This is a genomic window from Stenotrophomonas sp. SXG-1, from assembly GCF_014083965.1.
GTDB lineage: Bacteria > Pseudomonadota > Gammaproteobacteria > Xanthomonadales > Xanthomonadaceae > Stenotrophomonas > Stenotrophomonas geniculata.
Map to the genome: position 1 here is coordinate 4,207,213 of NZ_CP046588.1, position 13,481 is coordinate 4,220,693.

Annotated in this window: 13 protein-coding genes; 6 read left to right on the top strand and 7 right to left on the bottom strand. The window is 66.2% G+C overall.

Annotated features, from left to right (window positions below; all coding sequences use genetic code 11):
* Positions 1-86: 86 nt before the first annotated feature.
* Entirely contained in the window at positions 87-1,397 is a 1,311-nt protein-coding gene (locus tag GOC52_RS19230) for a PQQ-dependent sugar dehydrogenase (RefSeq protein WP_191850170.1), read from the bottom strand.
* Entirely contained in the window at positions 1,390-1,830 is a 441-nt protein-coding gene (locus GOC52_RS19235; RefSeq protein WP_049431961.1) for a DUF2231 domain-containing protein, read from the bottom strand. The genes GOC52_RS19230 and GOC52_RS19235 overlap by 8 nt, the downstream gene beginning before the upstream one ends.
* Positions 1,831-2,159: 329 nt before the next feature.
* Here GOC52_RS19235 and GOC52_RS19240 point away from each other — a divergent pair, with 329 nt between their 5' ends.
* The gene (locus tag GOC52_RS19240; RefSeq protein ID WP_010482107.1) at positions 2,160-3,926 is read left to right on the top strand and encodes a S8 family serine peptidase; all 1,767 of its coding nucleotides are present in this window, start codon (positions 2,160-2,162) and stop codon (positions 3,924-3,926) included.
* A complete protein-coding gene (locus tag GOC52_RS19245) occupies positions 3,926-4,519 on the top strand; it encodes a S8 family serine peptidase (RefSeq protein WP_019336322.1) in 594 nt (197 codons plus the stop codon). Before GOC52_RS19240 ends, GOC52_RS19245 begins: the two co-directional genes overlap by 1 nt.
* Before the next feature lie 136 nt (positions 4,520-4,655).
* On the opposite strand, the gene GOC52_RS19250 is transcribed toward GOC52_RS19245, so the two are convergent.
* The 5 genes from GOC52_RS19250 to cyoA form a co-directional block, all read right to left on the bottom strand.
* Positions 4,656-5,327 (bottom strand): SCO family protein, encoded by a 672-nt coding sequence (locus tag GOC52_RS19250; RefSeq protein WP_100446965.1) that lies wholly within the window; start codon positions 5,325-5,327, stop codon positions 4,656-4,658.
* A 143-nt stretch (positions 5,328-5,470) separates the two neighbouring features.
* Positions 5,471-5,803 (bottom strand): cytochrome o ubiquinol oxidase subunit IV, encoded by a 333-nt coding sequence (gene cyoD, locus GOC52_RS19255; protein ID WP_005411473.1) that lies wholly within the window; start codon positions 5,801-5,803, stop codon positions 5,471-5,473.
* A 1-nt stretch (position 5,804) separates the two neighbouring features.
* Positions 5,805-6,440: a cytochrome o ubiquinol oxidase subunit III gene (gene cyoC / locus GOC52_RS19260; protein ID WP_010482111.1), complete on the bottom strand. Its 636-nt coding sequence runs from the start codon at positions 6,438-6,440 to the stop codon at positions 5,805-5,807.
* On the bottom strand, positions 6,437-8,413 hold the full coding sequence (cyoB, locus tag GOC52_RS19265) for a cytochrome o ubiquinol oxidase subunit I (protein WP_191850172.1): 1,977 nt from the start codon (positions 8,411-8,413) through the stop codon (positions 6,437-6,439). Before cyoB ends, cyoC begins: the two co-directional genes overlap by 4 nt.
* 5 nt (positions 8,414-8,418) lie before the next feature.
* Positions 8,419-9,324: a ubiquinol oxidase subunit II gene (gene cyoA, locus GOC52_RS19270; protein ID WP_010482114.1), complete on the bottom strand. Its 906-nt coding sequence runs from the start codon at positions 9,322-9,324 to the stop codon at positions 8,419-8,421.
* Positions 9,325-9,507: 183 nt separating this feature from the next.
* Here cyoA and GOC52_RS19275 point away from each other — a divergent pair, with 183 nt between their 5' ends.
* The 4 genes from GOC52_RS19275 to GOC52_RS19290 are packed head-to-tail and all read left to right on the top strand — an operon-like array spanning position 9,508 to position 13,380.
* Entirely contained in the window at positions 9,508-10,923 is a 1,416-nt protein-coding gene (locus GOC52_RS19275) for an aminotransferase-like domain-containing protein (RefSeq protein WP_191850174.1), read from the top strand.
* Positions 10,924-10,978: 55 nt separating this feature from the next.
* On the top strand, positions 10,979-11,257 hold the full coding sequence (locus GOC52_RS19280) for a hypothetical protein (protein ID WP_005414763.1): 279 nt from the start codon (positions 10,979-10,981) through the stop codon (positions 11,255-11,257).
* A complete protein-coding gene (locus GOC52_RS19285; RefSeq protein ID WP_049454011.1) occupies positions 11,257-11,856 on the top strand; it encodes a DUF6436 domain-containing protein in 600 nt (199 codons plus the stop codon). Before GOC52_RS19280 ends, GOC52_RS19285 begins: the two co-directional genes overlap by 1 nt.
* A gap of 9 nt (positions 11,857-11,865) precedes the next feature.
* Complete coding sequence (locus tag GOC52_RS19290; protein ID WP_049454013.1) at positions 11,866-13,380, top strand: aminotransferase-like domain-containing protein; 1,515 nt, start codon at positions 11,866-11,868, stop codon at positions 13,378-13,380.
* The last annotated feature ends 101 nt before the right edge of the window (positions 13,381-13,481 follow it).

A 13,481-nucleotide genomic window follows, 5' to 3' on the forward strand; every position in this document is an offset into this window, starting at 1 on the left:
GAGCCCATGCTCGGCTTACGCGCGCACCGCGCGGGTTTCCGTGCACCGAACGAAGAGCAGCCGAGCATGGGCTCGGCTCTACAGAACTACTTGGCCGACACCCGCCACACCACGTCGCCCACGTCGTCGGCGACCAGCAGCGCGCCTTCGGCGTCCATCGCCATGCCCACCGGTGCACCCATCAAGGTCTTCTCGTCCTTCGAGGCGAAGCCGCTGACCACGGTCTGTGGCCGCCCGGTCGGCTTGCCGTCCTTGAACGGTACGTAGACCACTTCGTACCCGCTCAGCGGCGAGCGGTCCCAGCTGCCGTGCTCGCCGATGAAGGCGCCGCCGTGGTACTGCGCCGGCAGTGCCTGGCCGGTGTAGAACAGCAGGCCCAGCGGTGCCACGTGCGAGCCGATGGCGTAGTCCGGCACGATCGCCTTGGCCACCAGGTCCGGGCGCTGCGGCTGCACGCGCTCGTCCACGTGCTGGCCGTAGTAACTGTAGGGCCAACCGTAGAAGCCATCCTCCTTCACCGAGGTGAGGTAGTCCGGCACCAGGTCGGCACCGATCTCATCGCGTTCGTTCGCAACAGCCCACAACTCTCCGGTGCTCGGCTCCCAGTCCAGGCCGGTCGGGTTGCGGATGCCCGAGGCGAAGATGCGGCTGCCACGGGTGGCCACGTCCACTTCCAGCACCACCGCGCGGCGGTATTCCACGGCCAGGCCATTCTCGGTGATGTTGCTGTTGGAACCCACGCCCACGTACAGCTTGCGGCCATCGCGGCTGGCCAGCAGTTCCTTGGTCCAGTGGTGGTTGATGGTGCTGGGCAGGTCGGTGAACTCGCGGCCCTTGTCGGACATACGGGTTTCGCCGGGCACGTAGTGGTACTGCATGATGTTGCCGGTGTTGGCCACGTACAGCGTGTCACCGATCAGCTGGATGCCGAACGGCGAATGCAGGCCTTCGATGTAGACGTGCTGGACCCAAGTGTTCGTTCCCGGCGTGCGGCGCAGCAGGGTGACCCGGTTGCCGCCCTTGCCGGCCTTGCCCGAGCGCGCCTTCACCTTGCCAGCGATCCACTGCTTGGGTGTGGTCACCGGTTCCTCACCGGGGCCATTGCCCTCCACCACCAGCACATCGCCGTTGGGCAGGGTCAGCAGGCGCCGCGGATGTTGCAGGTTGGCGGCGATGCGCTCGATCTTCAGGCCCTCGGCTACCGTGGGCGACTGGCCATCGGCCCAGCCCACGCCGCGTGGCACCTGCATCGGCGGCATCAGGAAGTTCTTCGGTGCCGGCAACGGCGGCTGTGCGCCGGACTGGTCAGCGGGGTGGTATTCGGCCTTGCCCGCGCAGGCCGACAGGGTGACGGCCAGTGCCAGCGCAGCCACGGTGGGCAGGATGTGCTTAGCCATGACGACCTCCCTGCAGCACCGGCGGCTGCAGGGACAGCAGGATCAGGCCCAGGGCGATCAAGGCCACGGTCAGCGCCGACAGGATCGTACCCGGCACGGCAACGGCATACGCATCGCGGCTGTGCACGAACGCGTTCCAGATGGCCAGCACGACCGCGACCAGGTTGAGGAAGAAGTCGATGCGGTCGATGCGGGTGGCGGTACCGCTGCGGCGCCAGACCGCGAACAGGTTGATCAGGCGCGGAATGATGGCGATCAGCAGGCCGAAGGTGATCAGCCAGGCAGCGGCCTTGCCCCACATCACCTCGGCGCTGTTGAGATAGATCGCGTCGAAGATCAATGCGCCGACGAAGAAGCCGAAGGGTATCGGGTTCAACAGGCTGAACAGCGTGGTGCCGAGGCCGCGATGGGCCTGGGCGAGCGGATTGACCATCATCGTGCTCCGACGCGGAAGGGTGCACGGGCTGTAGTAGCACAGCCGGATGTGAGGGCGCGCGATGACACTGCTTGTGTAGAGCCGAGCCCATGCTCGGCTGCTTTACACACGGGACCGTCCGATCAGCCGAGCATGGGCTCGGCTCTACAGGAACGCGCAGTCGTCATTACCCCGCGGCATAAGCGTTTGTGACGCAATCGGCACATCTGCAGATTGGGTGTGTGAAGAGGTAGGGGGTTGTTCGTTGTGTCGCGTTTGGCTCGTTGCGATGGGGCAGATCCGCCCCGCCGTCCTGCCATGCCGATTCACAACAGAAGGATTCGTGTATGAAGCGACACACGCAACGCTCCGCGCCACCGCGCTCCGCGCGCCTGGCCCTTGCCACTGCCCTGGTGCTGGGCAGCTTGGCCGTCACCGCCCAGGCCCAGCAGGCCGATCCGCTGGCCGGGCGTCAGTGGCATCTGCTCAACACCGGGCAGGCTGTACTGGGCGATACCCTGCCGGTGGCCGGCAACGATCTCAACGTGGATGGCCTGTTCCGCAATGGCATCCGTGGCCAGGGCGTCACCATCGCCATCGTCGATGATGGCCTGCAGATCGCCCACCCGGACCTGGCTGCCAACGTGGCGGCGGTCGCGGGCAAGAACTTCGCCAACCAGAGCAACAACCCTTCACCGTCCAATCCGGACCGCGACAATCACGGCACCATGGTCGGCGGCATCGCCGGTGCGGTGGGCGCCAACAACCTGGGCGTGCGCGGCGTGGCCTCGGCGGCCACACTCAAGGGCTTCAATTTTCTGGCATCCAATGCCCAGGGCAATTCGAATTCCAACATCGAGTACTCGTGGTGGGATGGCGCCGAAGTGGCCGACGTGGGGGTCTTCAACAACAGCTGGGGCTCCAGCCCGGGCAACCCCAACCTGCCGTTGGCCTACAGCCAGAACGACATCACCGCCTATGAGCAGGCCATGTCCGGCACCCGTGGCGGGCGCGGTGGCATCTACGTGAAAGCCGCCGGCAACAACCACAACAACGGCGCACGCTCGGATGGCACCGACATCTGCTCGGCAGACACCAAGAACCGCAACACCGGTTGCATTCCAGCCGGCCGCGATCCACGCAACAACCTGTTCAACGTGATCACCGTTGCCGCCGTGCGCGCCGATGGCGTGCGCTCGTCCTACTCGTCCACCGGCTCGGCGCTGTGGGTGTCCGGCTTCGGCGGCGAGAATGGCTGGCAGCGGCAGGTCGTGCCGGGCCAGCTGGCGATCCGCTACGATCCGGCCATCCTCACCACCGACGTCACCGGCTGCGCGCAGGGCAGCAACAAGAATACGAGCCTGCGCAACACATTGGACGGCGACCAGTCCGCCATCGACAGCACCTGCAACTACACCGGCAAGATGAACGGTACCTCGGCGGCCACGCCGATGGTGTCGGGCGTGGCGGCACTGCTGCTGGAAACCAATCCAAACCTGTCCTACCGCGATGTGAAGTACATCCTGGCCACCACGGCCACCCGCAATGACCCGAACCGGGCGGCGGTCACGCACTCCGATGGCCGCGTGCTGGTGCCGGGTTGGACGGTGAATGCCGCCGGCCGCGCCTACAGCAACTGGTACGGCTTCGGCGTGGTCAACGCCGCCCGTGCAGTAGAGGTCGCCGAGAACTTCCAGTCGCTGGGTGCATTGGTGGACAGCGGCTGGCGCAACACGACGCGCACCGTGGCCATCGGCAATACCTCGGCCGCTGCTGCACGCCTGACCTTCCAGCTGGCCAATGGCGCGCGCAACATCGAAAGCGTGCAGCTGGGCTTCCGGGTCAATCACAGCAACACCCGCCAGCTGCAGTTCGTGCTGGTCTCGCCCAGTGGCACGCGCAGCGTGGTGCAGCCGGCATTCACCGCGATCGGCTCTGGCCTCAATGGTGTCCAGCGCAACTTCACCAACTGGGACCTGCTGTCCAGCAATGCCTTCCTGGATGAGAACGCCACGGGCACCTGGACGCTGGAAGTCACCGACCTGGGGCAGGCCGCGAACGCTGCATCGCGTGGCAACCTCGAATTCTTCAAGATCCGCGTTCTGGGGCACTGATGATGAAGACGACCATTCTGTTGAGCACCCTCGCCCTCGCGGCGATGACCACCACCGCCTGGGCACAGAGTTCGGGCCAGACACCTCCGGCGAAGACCTTGTCGACCGTAGACACGCAGCAGTTGAAGGCGGAGGCCACCGGCCGTTCGTTCAATGTGGGCGGCGCGCGCTTCCAGCTGGCGCCGTCGGCAACCGTGCAGCCGGCCAGCGGCGGCCAGTTCCGGATCACGACCGGGGCTGATGCCAGGGCGGCGGCCGTCGGTACCCGCAGCAAGCGGTCCACCGATGCGTCTACCGGTGTGGCCGCACGTGCGGATGCCGGCGCCAGCAAGTTTGCGGCCGCTGTCTCCAACGATGGCGCGCCGGTAGTGGCGACCTCGCGGGTCAAGGTGTTCTTCACCGATGCGGCCTCGGCCCAGCGTGCGGCCACCGCCACCGGCGGCACCGTGGTGAAGGTATCCAAGGCCTCGGGCCGCGCGATTGTGGAGTACCCGTCGGTGAACGCGGCGCTGGATGCGACCACCAAGCTGCTGTCGACCGCCGGCATCAAGGCCGCCGAGCCGGACGTGGTGCAGTGGGAAGAAACCAAGTAAGGCGTTGAGTGGTGCCCCCGGCCGGTTGGCTCTCCTGGCCGGCCGGGGGATGGGTGTGGGGGGATGTGCCGACCAACGGTCGGCACCCACCAACAGCAGATCCAGACGTGCCAACCAAGGTTGGCACCCACCAGCGTCAGCGGGCGGCGAGTGTGTCGCTGTGTTTGCGGCTGCAGCTGGCCAGTGCGTCGTTGCCGGCGGCTGGATGAGCGGGCTCCAGCAGCAGGCGCTGCACGTCGGAGAACAGCTTGTCCACCGGCATGCCATAGGGCGCGAACAGGCGCAGGCGGCCCTGGCGGTCGAACACGTAGCCACCGGCGATGTGGCTCATGGTGTAGGTCTCCGGCACCTGGCCGGGTTCCTTCTCGTAGAACGCCTTGAAGTCGCTGGCCATCGCGGCCAACTGCGCTTCGTTGCCGACCAGTGCGATCGCCTTGGGGTCGAAGGCTTCCACATAGGTGCGCGCCACCTCCGGCGTATCACGCGCCGGGTCGACGCTGACGAACACGACCTGCAGCTGGTCGGCATCCTTGCCCATCAGGTGCTTCACCTGGCTCAACTCGACCATGGTGGTCGGGCACACATCCGGGCAGCTGGTGAAACCGAAGAACAGATAGGTCACCTGCCCCTGCAGGTCCTTCGGGCCGCGCATGGTGCCGTGGCTGTCGGGCATCGACCACTGCTGGCCAAGTTCTTCGCAGGCGATGTCCTTGGAATAGAAGTCCATGCGCGACTGCGCACTGCAGCCGGCCAGCAGGCCGATGGCCAGGCCTGCCAGCAGCGGCAGGCGGAAACGGGGAGAGAACAACGAACGGACAACAGCAGCAGGACGCTTCACGGGTACCACCAACGCAGATGCGGGCGGGGTCTCGGTCAGGCCTGCCCTTGGGGGAAAAGAGGGCTGAGGTGCCGGGGTGATCGCGCGATCCGTGCCGATCACTCCGGCCACGGTCAGTTGATCATCATGTGGTAGTGCATGCTCCAGATGATCCATACCGACAGCGCGACGATGATGAACAGGATCACCAGGGTGAACACGAAGCTAGCTAGGTTCCAGCCACCTTCGGACTTGCGGTCCATGTGCAGGAAATAGACCAGCTGCACCAGGATCTGCGCCACCGCGAAGCCGACCAGCAGGAACAGCGTGAGCGGACGCGACAGCACCGGGTTCATCACCAGCGCGAACGGCACCACGGTCAGCAGCGCGCACAGCACGAAGCCGATCAGGTAGGACTTGGTGGAGCCGTGCGCATTGCCGGCGCGCGAGGTTTCGACGTGGGCCATGTCAGAAGGCTCCGATCAGGTAGACGAAGGTGAAGACGCAGATCCACACCAGGTCCAAGAAGTGCCAGAACAGGCTCAGGCACGACACGCGGGTGATGTTGGTCGGGGTCAGGCCACGGCGGTAGACCTGGTGCATGACCACCGCCATCCAGATCAGGCCGCTGGCCACGTGCAGGCCGTGGGTGGCGACCAGCGCGAAGAACGCCGACAGGTAGGCACTGGTGCTGGGGCCTGCGCCTTCGTGGATCAGGTGCGAGAACTCATAGATCTCCATGCCGATGAACGAGGCACCGAGCACGAAGGTCACGCCCAGCCAGCGCAGCACCGCCGAGGTGTCGTGGCGGTGCATCGCCAGTACGGCCTGGCCGTAGGTGATGCTGGAGACCAGCAGCAGGAAGGTCTCGGCCATCACGAACGGCAGCGAGAACAGCTCCTTGCCGGTGGGGCCGCCGGCGTAGGCGGTGCTGAGCACCGCGTACGAGGCGAACAGCGAACCGAACAGCACCAGGTCGGACATGAGGTAGACCCACATGCCGAACACCTTCATGCCGCCCTGCTCATGGCTGTGGTCGTGTTCGTGGTGGTCCTCGTGTGCCTGCGTGCCGGTGGCCAGCTCGGGGCGGGTCAACAGGTTCATGCGCGTATCTCCTTCAGCTTGGCAAGGTTGGCCGCTTCAGTGCGCGCCACCTCTTCGGAACTGACGTAGTAGTCCACGTCCTCGTCGTAGGACCGCACGATCAGGGTCACGATCATCGCGATGAAGCTGGCCGCGGCCATCCACCAGATGTGCCAGACCAGGGCGAAGCACAGCACCAGGATCCAGATGTTGAGGATCAGCGGCACGCCGGTGTTCTTCGGCATGTGGATCGGTGCGTACTTCTTCGGCGGCGGCGGCAGGCCGCGCTTCTTCGCTTCGTGGAAGGCGTCCAGCTCATCGGCCTTGGGCACCACCGCGAAGTTGTAGAACGGCGGCGGCGACGGCGTGGCCCATTCCAGCGTGCGCGCATTCCACGGGTCGCCGGTCAGGTCCAGGTTGCGCTTGCGGTCGCGAACGCTCACGTAGATCTGCACCAGCATCAGGATGATGCCCGCGAACACGAACAGCGCGCCGATGAAGGCGGCGATCAGGTACGGCGTCCACGCCGGGTTGTCGTACTGGTTCATGCGACGGGTCATGCCCATGAAGCCCAGCATGTACAGCGGCATGAAGGCCAGGTAGAAGCCGATCACCCAGCAGGCGAACGACCACTTGCCCAGGCGCTCGTTGAGGGTGAAGCCGAACACCTTCGGGAACCAGTAGGCGAAGCCGGCCAGGTAGCCGAACAGCGCGCCACCGATGATGGTGTTGTGGAAGTGGGCAACCAGGAACAGGCTGTTGTGCAGCAGGAAGTCCGCGCCCGGGATGGCCAGCAGCACGCCGGTCATGCCACCGATGGTGAAGGTGACCAGGAAGGCGATGGTCCACAGCATCGGCACGCTGAACTCGACGCGGCCACCATACATGGTGAACAACCAGGTGAAGATCTTCACGCCGGTGGGAATGGCGATGATCATCGTCATGATGCCGAAGAAGGCATTGACGCTGGCACCGGAACCCATGGTGAAGAAGTGGTGCAGCCAGACGATGAACGACAGGATGCCGATCGCCAGCGTGGCGCCGACCATCGACTTGTAGCCGAACAGCTTCTTGCGCGCGAACGTGGCGGTCACTTCAGAGAAGATGCCGAACGCCGGCAGCACCAGGATGTACACCTCCGGATGGCCCCAGGCCCACACCAGGTTCACGTACATCATCGGGTTGCCACCCAATGTGTTGGTGTAGAAGTTGAAGTCCAGGTAGCGATCCAGGGTGAGCGCACCCAGCGCCACGGTCAGGATCGGGAAGGCGGCGATGATGATCACGCTGGTGACCAGCACGGTCCAGGTGAACACCGGCATCTTCATCAACGTCATGCCCGGCGCACGCATGCGCAGGATGGTGATGAACAGGTTGACGCCGGTCAGCAACGTACCGATGCCGGACGCCTGCAAGGCCCAGATGTAGTAGTCGACACCCACGCCTGGACTGAACTCGATGCCCGACAGCGGCGGATAGGCGACCCAGCCGGTCATGGCGAATTCGCCGACGCCCAGCGAGATCATCATCAGCGCTGCGCCGACCACGAAGATCCAGAAGCTGAAGGCGTTGAGGAACGGGAACGCCATGTCGCGCGCACCAATCTGCAGCGGCACGATGATGTTCATCAGGCCGACCACGAACGGGGTGGCCACGAAGAAGATCATGATCACGCCGTGTGCGGTGAAGATCTGGTCGTAGTGCTCGGGCGGCAGGAAACCGTCACTGCCTGGTCCGGCCGCGGCCAGCTGCGCGCGCATCATCAGCGCATCGGCGAAGCCGCGCACCAGCATGACCAGCGCCACCACCACGTACATGATGCCGATCTTCTTGTGGTCCACGGTGGTGAACCAGTCACGCCACAGCGGGCCCCACAGCTTGAAGTACGTCACCGCGCCGAGCAGCGCGAGGCCACCCAGCGCCATGGCCGCCAATGTGACCACGACGATCGGCTCGTGCAGCGGCACGGCCTCCCACGTCAATTTACCCAACATGTTCGTTACTCCTGGGAAACCTGGGCACCGCCGGCAGCGCCCGCCGGGGTAGCAGCTGCGGTGTTCTCACCGACGCCGATGAACTGGTCGATGACCTTCTTGAACAGCAGCGGTTCAACACTGGAGAAGTGCTGCACCGGTGCGTTCTTCGACGGCGCGGCCAGCGCCTTGAACTGCGTGAAGCTGAGCGCGTCGGGCGCGCTGCGCACTTCGGCCACCCAGCGCTCGAAGTCTTCGTTGCTGCTGGCAGTGGCGATGAACTTCATGTTCGAGAAGCCATGCCCGCTGTAGTTGCCGGACATGCCACGGAACTGGCCGGGTTCGTTGGCGATCAGGTGCAGCTGCGTGCGCATGCCGGCCATCGCGTAGATCTGCCCACCCAGCTGCGGGATGAAGAAGGTATTCATCGTCGAATTGGAGGTGATGTTGAATGCCAGCGGACGATTGGCCGGGAAGTTGAGCTGGTTGACCGTGGCGATGCCCAGGTCCGGGTACACGAACACCCACTTCCAGTCGGTGGCGATCACGTCCACGTGCAGCGGTTCGCCAGCCACGTCCAGCGGCTTGTAGGGGTCCAGCTCGTGGGTCGACTTCCACACGATCACCGCCAGCACCGCGATGATGATCAGCGGCACGCCCCAGACCACGATCTCCACCTTGGTGGAGTGCGACCAGTCCGGCGTGTATTTCGCTTTGGTGTTGCCGGCGCGGTAGCGCCACGCGAACACGAAGGTCAGCACGATGGCCGGTATCACCACGATCAGCATCAGGCCGATGCAGATCAGGATCAGGTCGCGCTGGGCGAGCCCGACCATGCCCTTCGAATCCAGCAGCACCCAGTCACAGCCCGACAGGCCGACGCAGGCCAGGGCGACCAGCGCCAGGCGGATGCGGTTCCAGCAGATATTCATTGGAGGTCAACCCTGTTGAAGAAGCGCGCTTGACCGGCTCGCCTGCGCGCAGCGCCCGGGCGTGGAGCGGCTACACTGTGGGTACGAGGTCGCCTACAAGCAGGCGAACCACTCCAATCAAGCCCATACAAGATACATCATTGTATGGACTTGTGCATCTGCACGTATGGAAAGATCTGACCGATGACGCCACCTGCCGCCGGCCGCCGCCTGAAACATCCCAATCGCACCTGGGTCCGCCCCTTCCGCGAGGGCGCCGGCCCGCTGTACCTGCAGATTGCCCAGCAGGTGCGCGAGGCGGTGGATGACGGCGTGCTGCGCCCGGGCGACCGCCTGCCGCCGCAGCGCGACCTGGCCCAGCAGGTGGGCGTGGACCTGACCACGGTCACCCGCGCCTTTGCCGAACTGCGCCAGGCCGGCCTGCTCGACGCGCAGGGCGCGGGCGGCACCTTCATCGCGCTGTCGGCCGGCAACCGCAGCACCTCGGTCGACCTGAGCATGAACATCCCGCCGCTGCTGGGCAGCGCGCCGTTCGCGCAGGGCATGGAGGCCGGCTTCCAGCACGTGGGCCAGCAGCTGGGCCAGGGCGAACTGATGAGCTACCACGTCGGCGCCGGCACCCGCGAGGACCGCGCCGCCGCCGTACAGTGGCTGGCACCGATGCTGGGTACGGTCGTCGCCGACCAGGTAGTGATCTGCCCCGGCGCGCAGACCGCGCTGTGCGCGCTGATCCTGGCCCGTACCCAGCCAGGCGAGCTGATCGCCGCCGAACAGCTGACCTACCCGGGCCTGCTGGCCGCCGCGCGCGTGCTGCAGCGGGGCGTGATGCCGGTGGCGATGGACGCCGAGGGCATGCTGCCCGACGCCTTGGAAGAAGCCTGCCAGCTACGCCGCCCGCGCCTGCTGTACCTGGTGCCGACCATCCAGAACCCGACCACCGCGACAATGTCGGCACACCGCCGGCAGGCCCTGCTGGCGGTGGCGAAGCGCCACGATCTGACCGTGATCGAAGACGATCCCTACTGGTTGCTGGCCGGTGACGCCGCGCCGCCGCTGGCCGCCCATCGCGACGCCGGCTGCCCGGTCTACTACATCTCCACCCTGTCCAAGTGCCTGGCGCCCGGCCTGCGCACCGCCTACCTGGTGGTGCCGGCCGGCGAACCGATGGAACCGGTGCTGGACGCCCTGCGCGCGATCGCCCTGATGCCGACCCAGTCGATGGTGGCGGTAGCCTCGCAGTGGATCCGCAGCGGCCAGGCCCAGGACATGGTGCAGCGCTTCCAGCAGGAGCTGCGCGAGCGCCAGGCGATTGCCGCGCAATACCTTCCGTCCCGTGCCCAGGCGCATCCGGCCGGCCTGCATGTGTGGCTGCCGCTACCGCCACGGCTGGACCAGTACCGGCTGATCCAGGCGGCACAGGAGCAGGGCCTGGGCATCGCCAGCTCCGATGCCTTCAGCGTGGAAGAGCCGCCGCCGGGCAACGCCATCCGCCTGTCACTGGGCGGCGCGGTTGACCAGGGTGCGCTGGCCGGGGCGCTGGCCAAGCTGAACGAGATCCTGTCTGAGGCCCCCGAGGCACGGCATAACGCCATCGTCTGAACCGGGTGCATGGCACGACATCCATACAAGATGATATTTTGTATGCAATGTATGGATGAAGGGACGTGCATCGATGCGCGCCGAGAAACTGAAGTTCCACCTGGTGATGGCCGGGTGCGGTGGCTTTGTAGTGCTGATGCTGGCCGCGCTGGCCTGGGTCTGCCTGCAGCCGCAGACCGTGGACGTGCAGGCCGCCGAGCGCCACGCCATCGAGCAGTGCGTGCAGCGCAGCGAGGATCCGTCGCGTAGCGAGATCCAGCGCCGCGCCCAGGCCGATTCCTGCCGCGAGATGCGCAAGCAGTACGTGCACAAGTTCGGCCGGGAAGACTCCTGATGGGCGCAGCCGCGCCGCGCCGCCGCTGGCTGCTGCCGACGATGATCGCCCTCGCCTGCCTGTTCATGGCAGGCGTGGCGGCTGCACTGTGGCAGTACTTCGGCTACAGCGCGCAATCCACGTTCACCGAACAGGCCATCGTCTTCGACGACTCGCAACTGCGCCTGCCAGCCGATCTGGCCGGAGATACCGGCCGCATCCGCGTGGTGCATTTCTGGGACCCGGCCTGCGGGGTGTGCAACCGCGAGACCGGTGCCCACCTGAGCTACCTGATCAGCATGTACCGCCGCGCCGGCATCGACTTCTACGCGATCCGTCGCCCTGGCACGCAGGGCGAACTGCCCGAGCCGCTGCGCAACAAGGTGATCAACCTGCCGTCCATCGACGGCATCGAGCACATCCCGGCCAGCCCTGCCGTGGCGATCTGGGACCGGCACGGCCATCTGGCCTACGCCGGCCCGTACAGCATCGGCATGGTCTGCAACTCGGCCAACAGTTTCGTCGAACCGCTGCTGGACAAGCTGGTACGTGGTGAGACCGTACGCCCGAAAGGACTGCTTGCCGTGGGCTGCTACTGCCCCTGGCAGGCCAAGCGCTGAGGACGCGCAATGACATCACTGACGCTGGCCGACGTGGCCGCCGCAAACAACAACGGCGGTCACCTGTCCGAACCGACCGATGGTTATGGACAGGCTCCCGCCGTTGGAAGCAACGATACGCCCCGACATGCTCCGTACATGCCGCGACCGGATGTCGCAGCCCGCGAATGGGTGCAGGACGTGCTCGCGCACAACGGGCCGATCTACCTGCGCATCGTCAATTCGCTGGAACGCACGGTGCGTCGTGGCGGCCTCGCACCCGGACAGCGCCTGCCCTCGCAGCGCGCGTTGGCGCAGCAGCTCGGCGTCGACCTGACCACGGTCACCCGCGCCTTCGATGAAGCACGCAAGCGCGGCCTGATCGAAGCGCGCGGGCCACAAGGCAGTTTCATCGCACCGCCCAAGGCCGGCTTCGACCAGGCGGTGGACCTGAGCATGAACGTGCCGCCGGTGCCTGATGCCGACGCGCTGGCGGAGACGCTGCGTCGCGGCGCCGCCGCCGTGCTTGCGCGCAGCAACGCACCGAACCTGATGACCTATCACTTGGGGGGCGGCAACCCCACTGATCGCCATGCCGCGGCGCGCTGGCTGCAGCCGATGCTGGGCGTCGTGGCTGACAACTGCCTGCTGCTGACCGAAGGCGCACAGGTGGCGCTGGCCGCGATCCTGGTCAGCCAGGGCCGCGATGGCGATACGATCCTCTGCGATGCGCTGGTCTACCCGGGCCTGCTGCAGGCCGCCGCCGCACTGGGTCGGCGGCTGCTGCCGGTGGACGGCGACGAGCACGGCATGTGTCCTGAAGCGCTGCTGCGGCAGGCACGTAGTAGCGGAGCACGGCTGGTCTATCTCAACCCCACCTGCCAGAACCCGACCGCGCTGACGCTGCCCTTGCAGCGGCGCGAGGCGCTGGCGCGGGTGCTGGAGAGCGAAGGCCTGCTGGCGATCGAGGATGATCCGTACTGGCACCTTGCCGAAGATGCACCTACACCGCTGGCGGCACTGGCACCGCGTCATGTGTTCTACGTGGCGACGCTGTCCAAGGTGATCAGCCCCGGCCTGCGCACCGCGTTCGTGCGCTGCCCGAGCGCGGCGCATGCCGAGGCGATGACGGCGGCGTTGCGGGCGACGCGACTGATGGGGCATCCGCTGGTCTCGGCGTTGGCCAGCCAACTGCTGCTGGATGGTTCGGCCCAGTCGCTGCTGGCCCAGGTGCGCACCGAGGCACGCGAGCGCACGCGCATGGCGCGCTACCTGCTGGCACCGTCGCTGCTGCAGCGCGCGGAAGGCCTGCATGCGTGGTGCCGGATACCGGCGCCGTGGACCGACGCCACGCTGGTGCGTACCGCACAGCTACAGGGGCTGGCGATTGCGCCGTCATCGGCGTTCTGCCCGCCGGGGGTCTCGCACCAGTACGGCGTGCGGTTGTCGCTGGGGCTGGCCGCAGACCGACGGCAGCTGGAAAGTGCGCTGCGGCGGATTGACCGGTTGTTGTTGTCGGATGCGTTGCCGGCGATCGAGCGGTAGCCCCCCACCCGATCGGTAGTGCCGGCCGCTGGCCGGCGGAAGATTCCTCAGCACGGTTGGAATGTGCCAACCAAGGTTGGCACCCACCAGATCGGACGTAG

What these genes read in the sequence shown, in the direction of transcription:
- GOC52_RS19230 (WP_191850170.1), bottom strand. Translation starts at nt 1,397, where the DNA reads ATGGCTAAGCACATCCTGCCCACCGTGGCTGCGCTGGCACTGGCCGTC.
- GOC52_RS19235 (WP_049431961.1), bottom strand. Translation starts at nt 1,830, where the DNA reads ATGGTCAATCCGCTCGCCCAGGCCCATCGCGGCCTCGGCACCACGCTG.
- GOC52_RS19240 (WP_010482107.1), top strand. Translation starts at nt 2,160, where the DNA reads ATGAAGCGACACACGCAACGCTCCGCGCCACCGCGCTCCGCGCGCCTG.
- GOC52_RS19245 (WP_019336322.1), top strand. Translation starts at nt 3,926, where the DNA reads ATGATGAAGACGACCATTCTGTTGAGCACCCTCGCCCTCGCGGCGATG.
- cyoD (WP_005411473.1), bottom strand. Translation starts at nt 5,803, where the DNA reads ATGGCCCACGTCGAAACCTCGCGCGCCGGCAATGCGCACGGCTCCACC.
- cyoC (WP_010482111.1), bottom strand. Translation starts at nt 6,440, where the DNA reads ATGAACCTGTTGACCCGCCCCGAGCTGGCCACCGGCACGCAGGCACAC.
- cyoB (WP_191850172.1), bottom strand. Translation starts at nt 8,413, where the DNA reads ATGTTGGGTAAATTGACGTGGGAGGCCGTGCCGCTGCACGAGCCGATC.
- cyoA (WP_010482114.1), bottom strand. Translation starts at nt 9,324, where the DNA reads ATGAATATCTGCTGGAACCGCATCCGCCTGGCGCTGGTCGCCCTGGCC.
- GOC52_RS19275 (WP_191850174.1), top strand. Translation starts at nt 9,508, where the DNA reads ATGACGCCACCTGCCGCCGGCCGCCGCCTGAAACATCCCAATCGCACC.
- GOC52_RS19280 (WP_005414763.1), top strand. Translation starts at nt 10,979, where the DNA reads ATGAAGGGACGTGCATCGATGCGCGCCGAGAAACTGAAGTTCCACCTG.
- GOC52_RS19285 (WP_049454011.1), top strand. Translation starts at nt 11,257, where the DNA reads ATGGGCGCAGCCGCGCCGCGCCGCCGCTGGCTGCTGCCGACGATGATC.
- GOC52_RS19290 (WP_049454013.1), top strand. Translation starts at nt 11,866, where the DNA reads ATGACATCACTGACGCTGGCCGACGTGGCCGCCGCAAACAACAACGGC.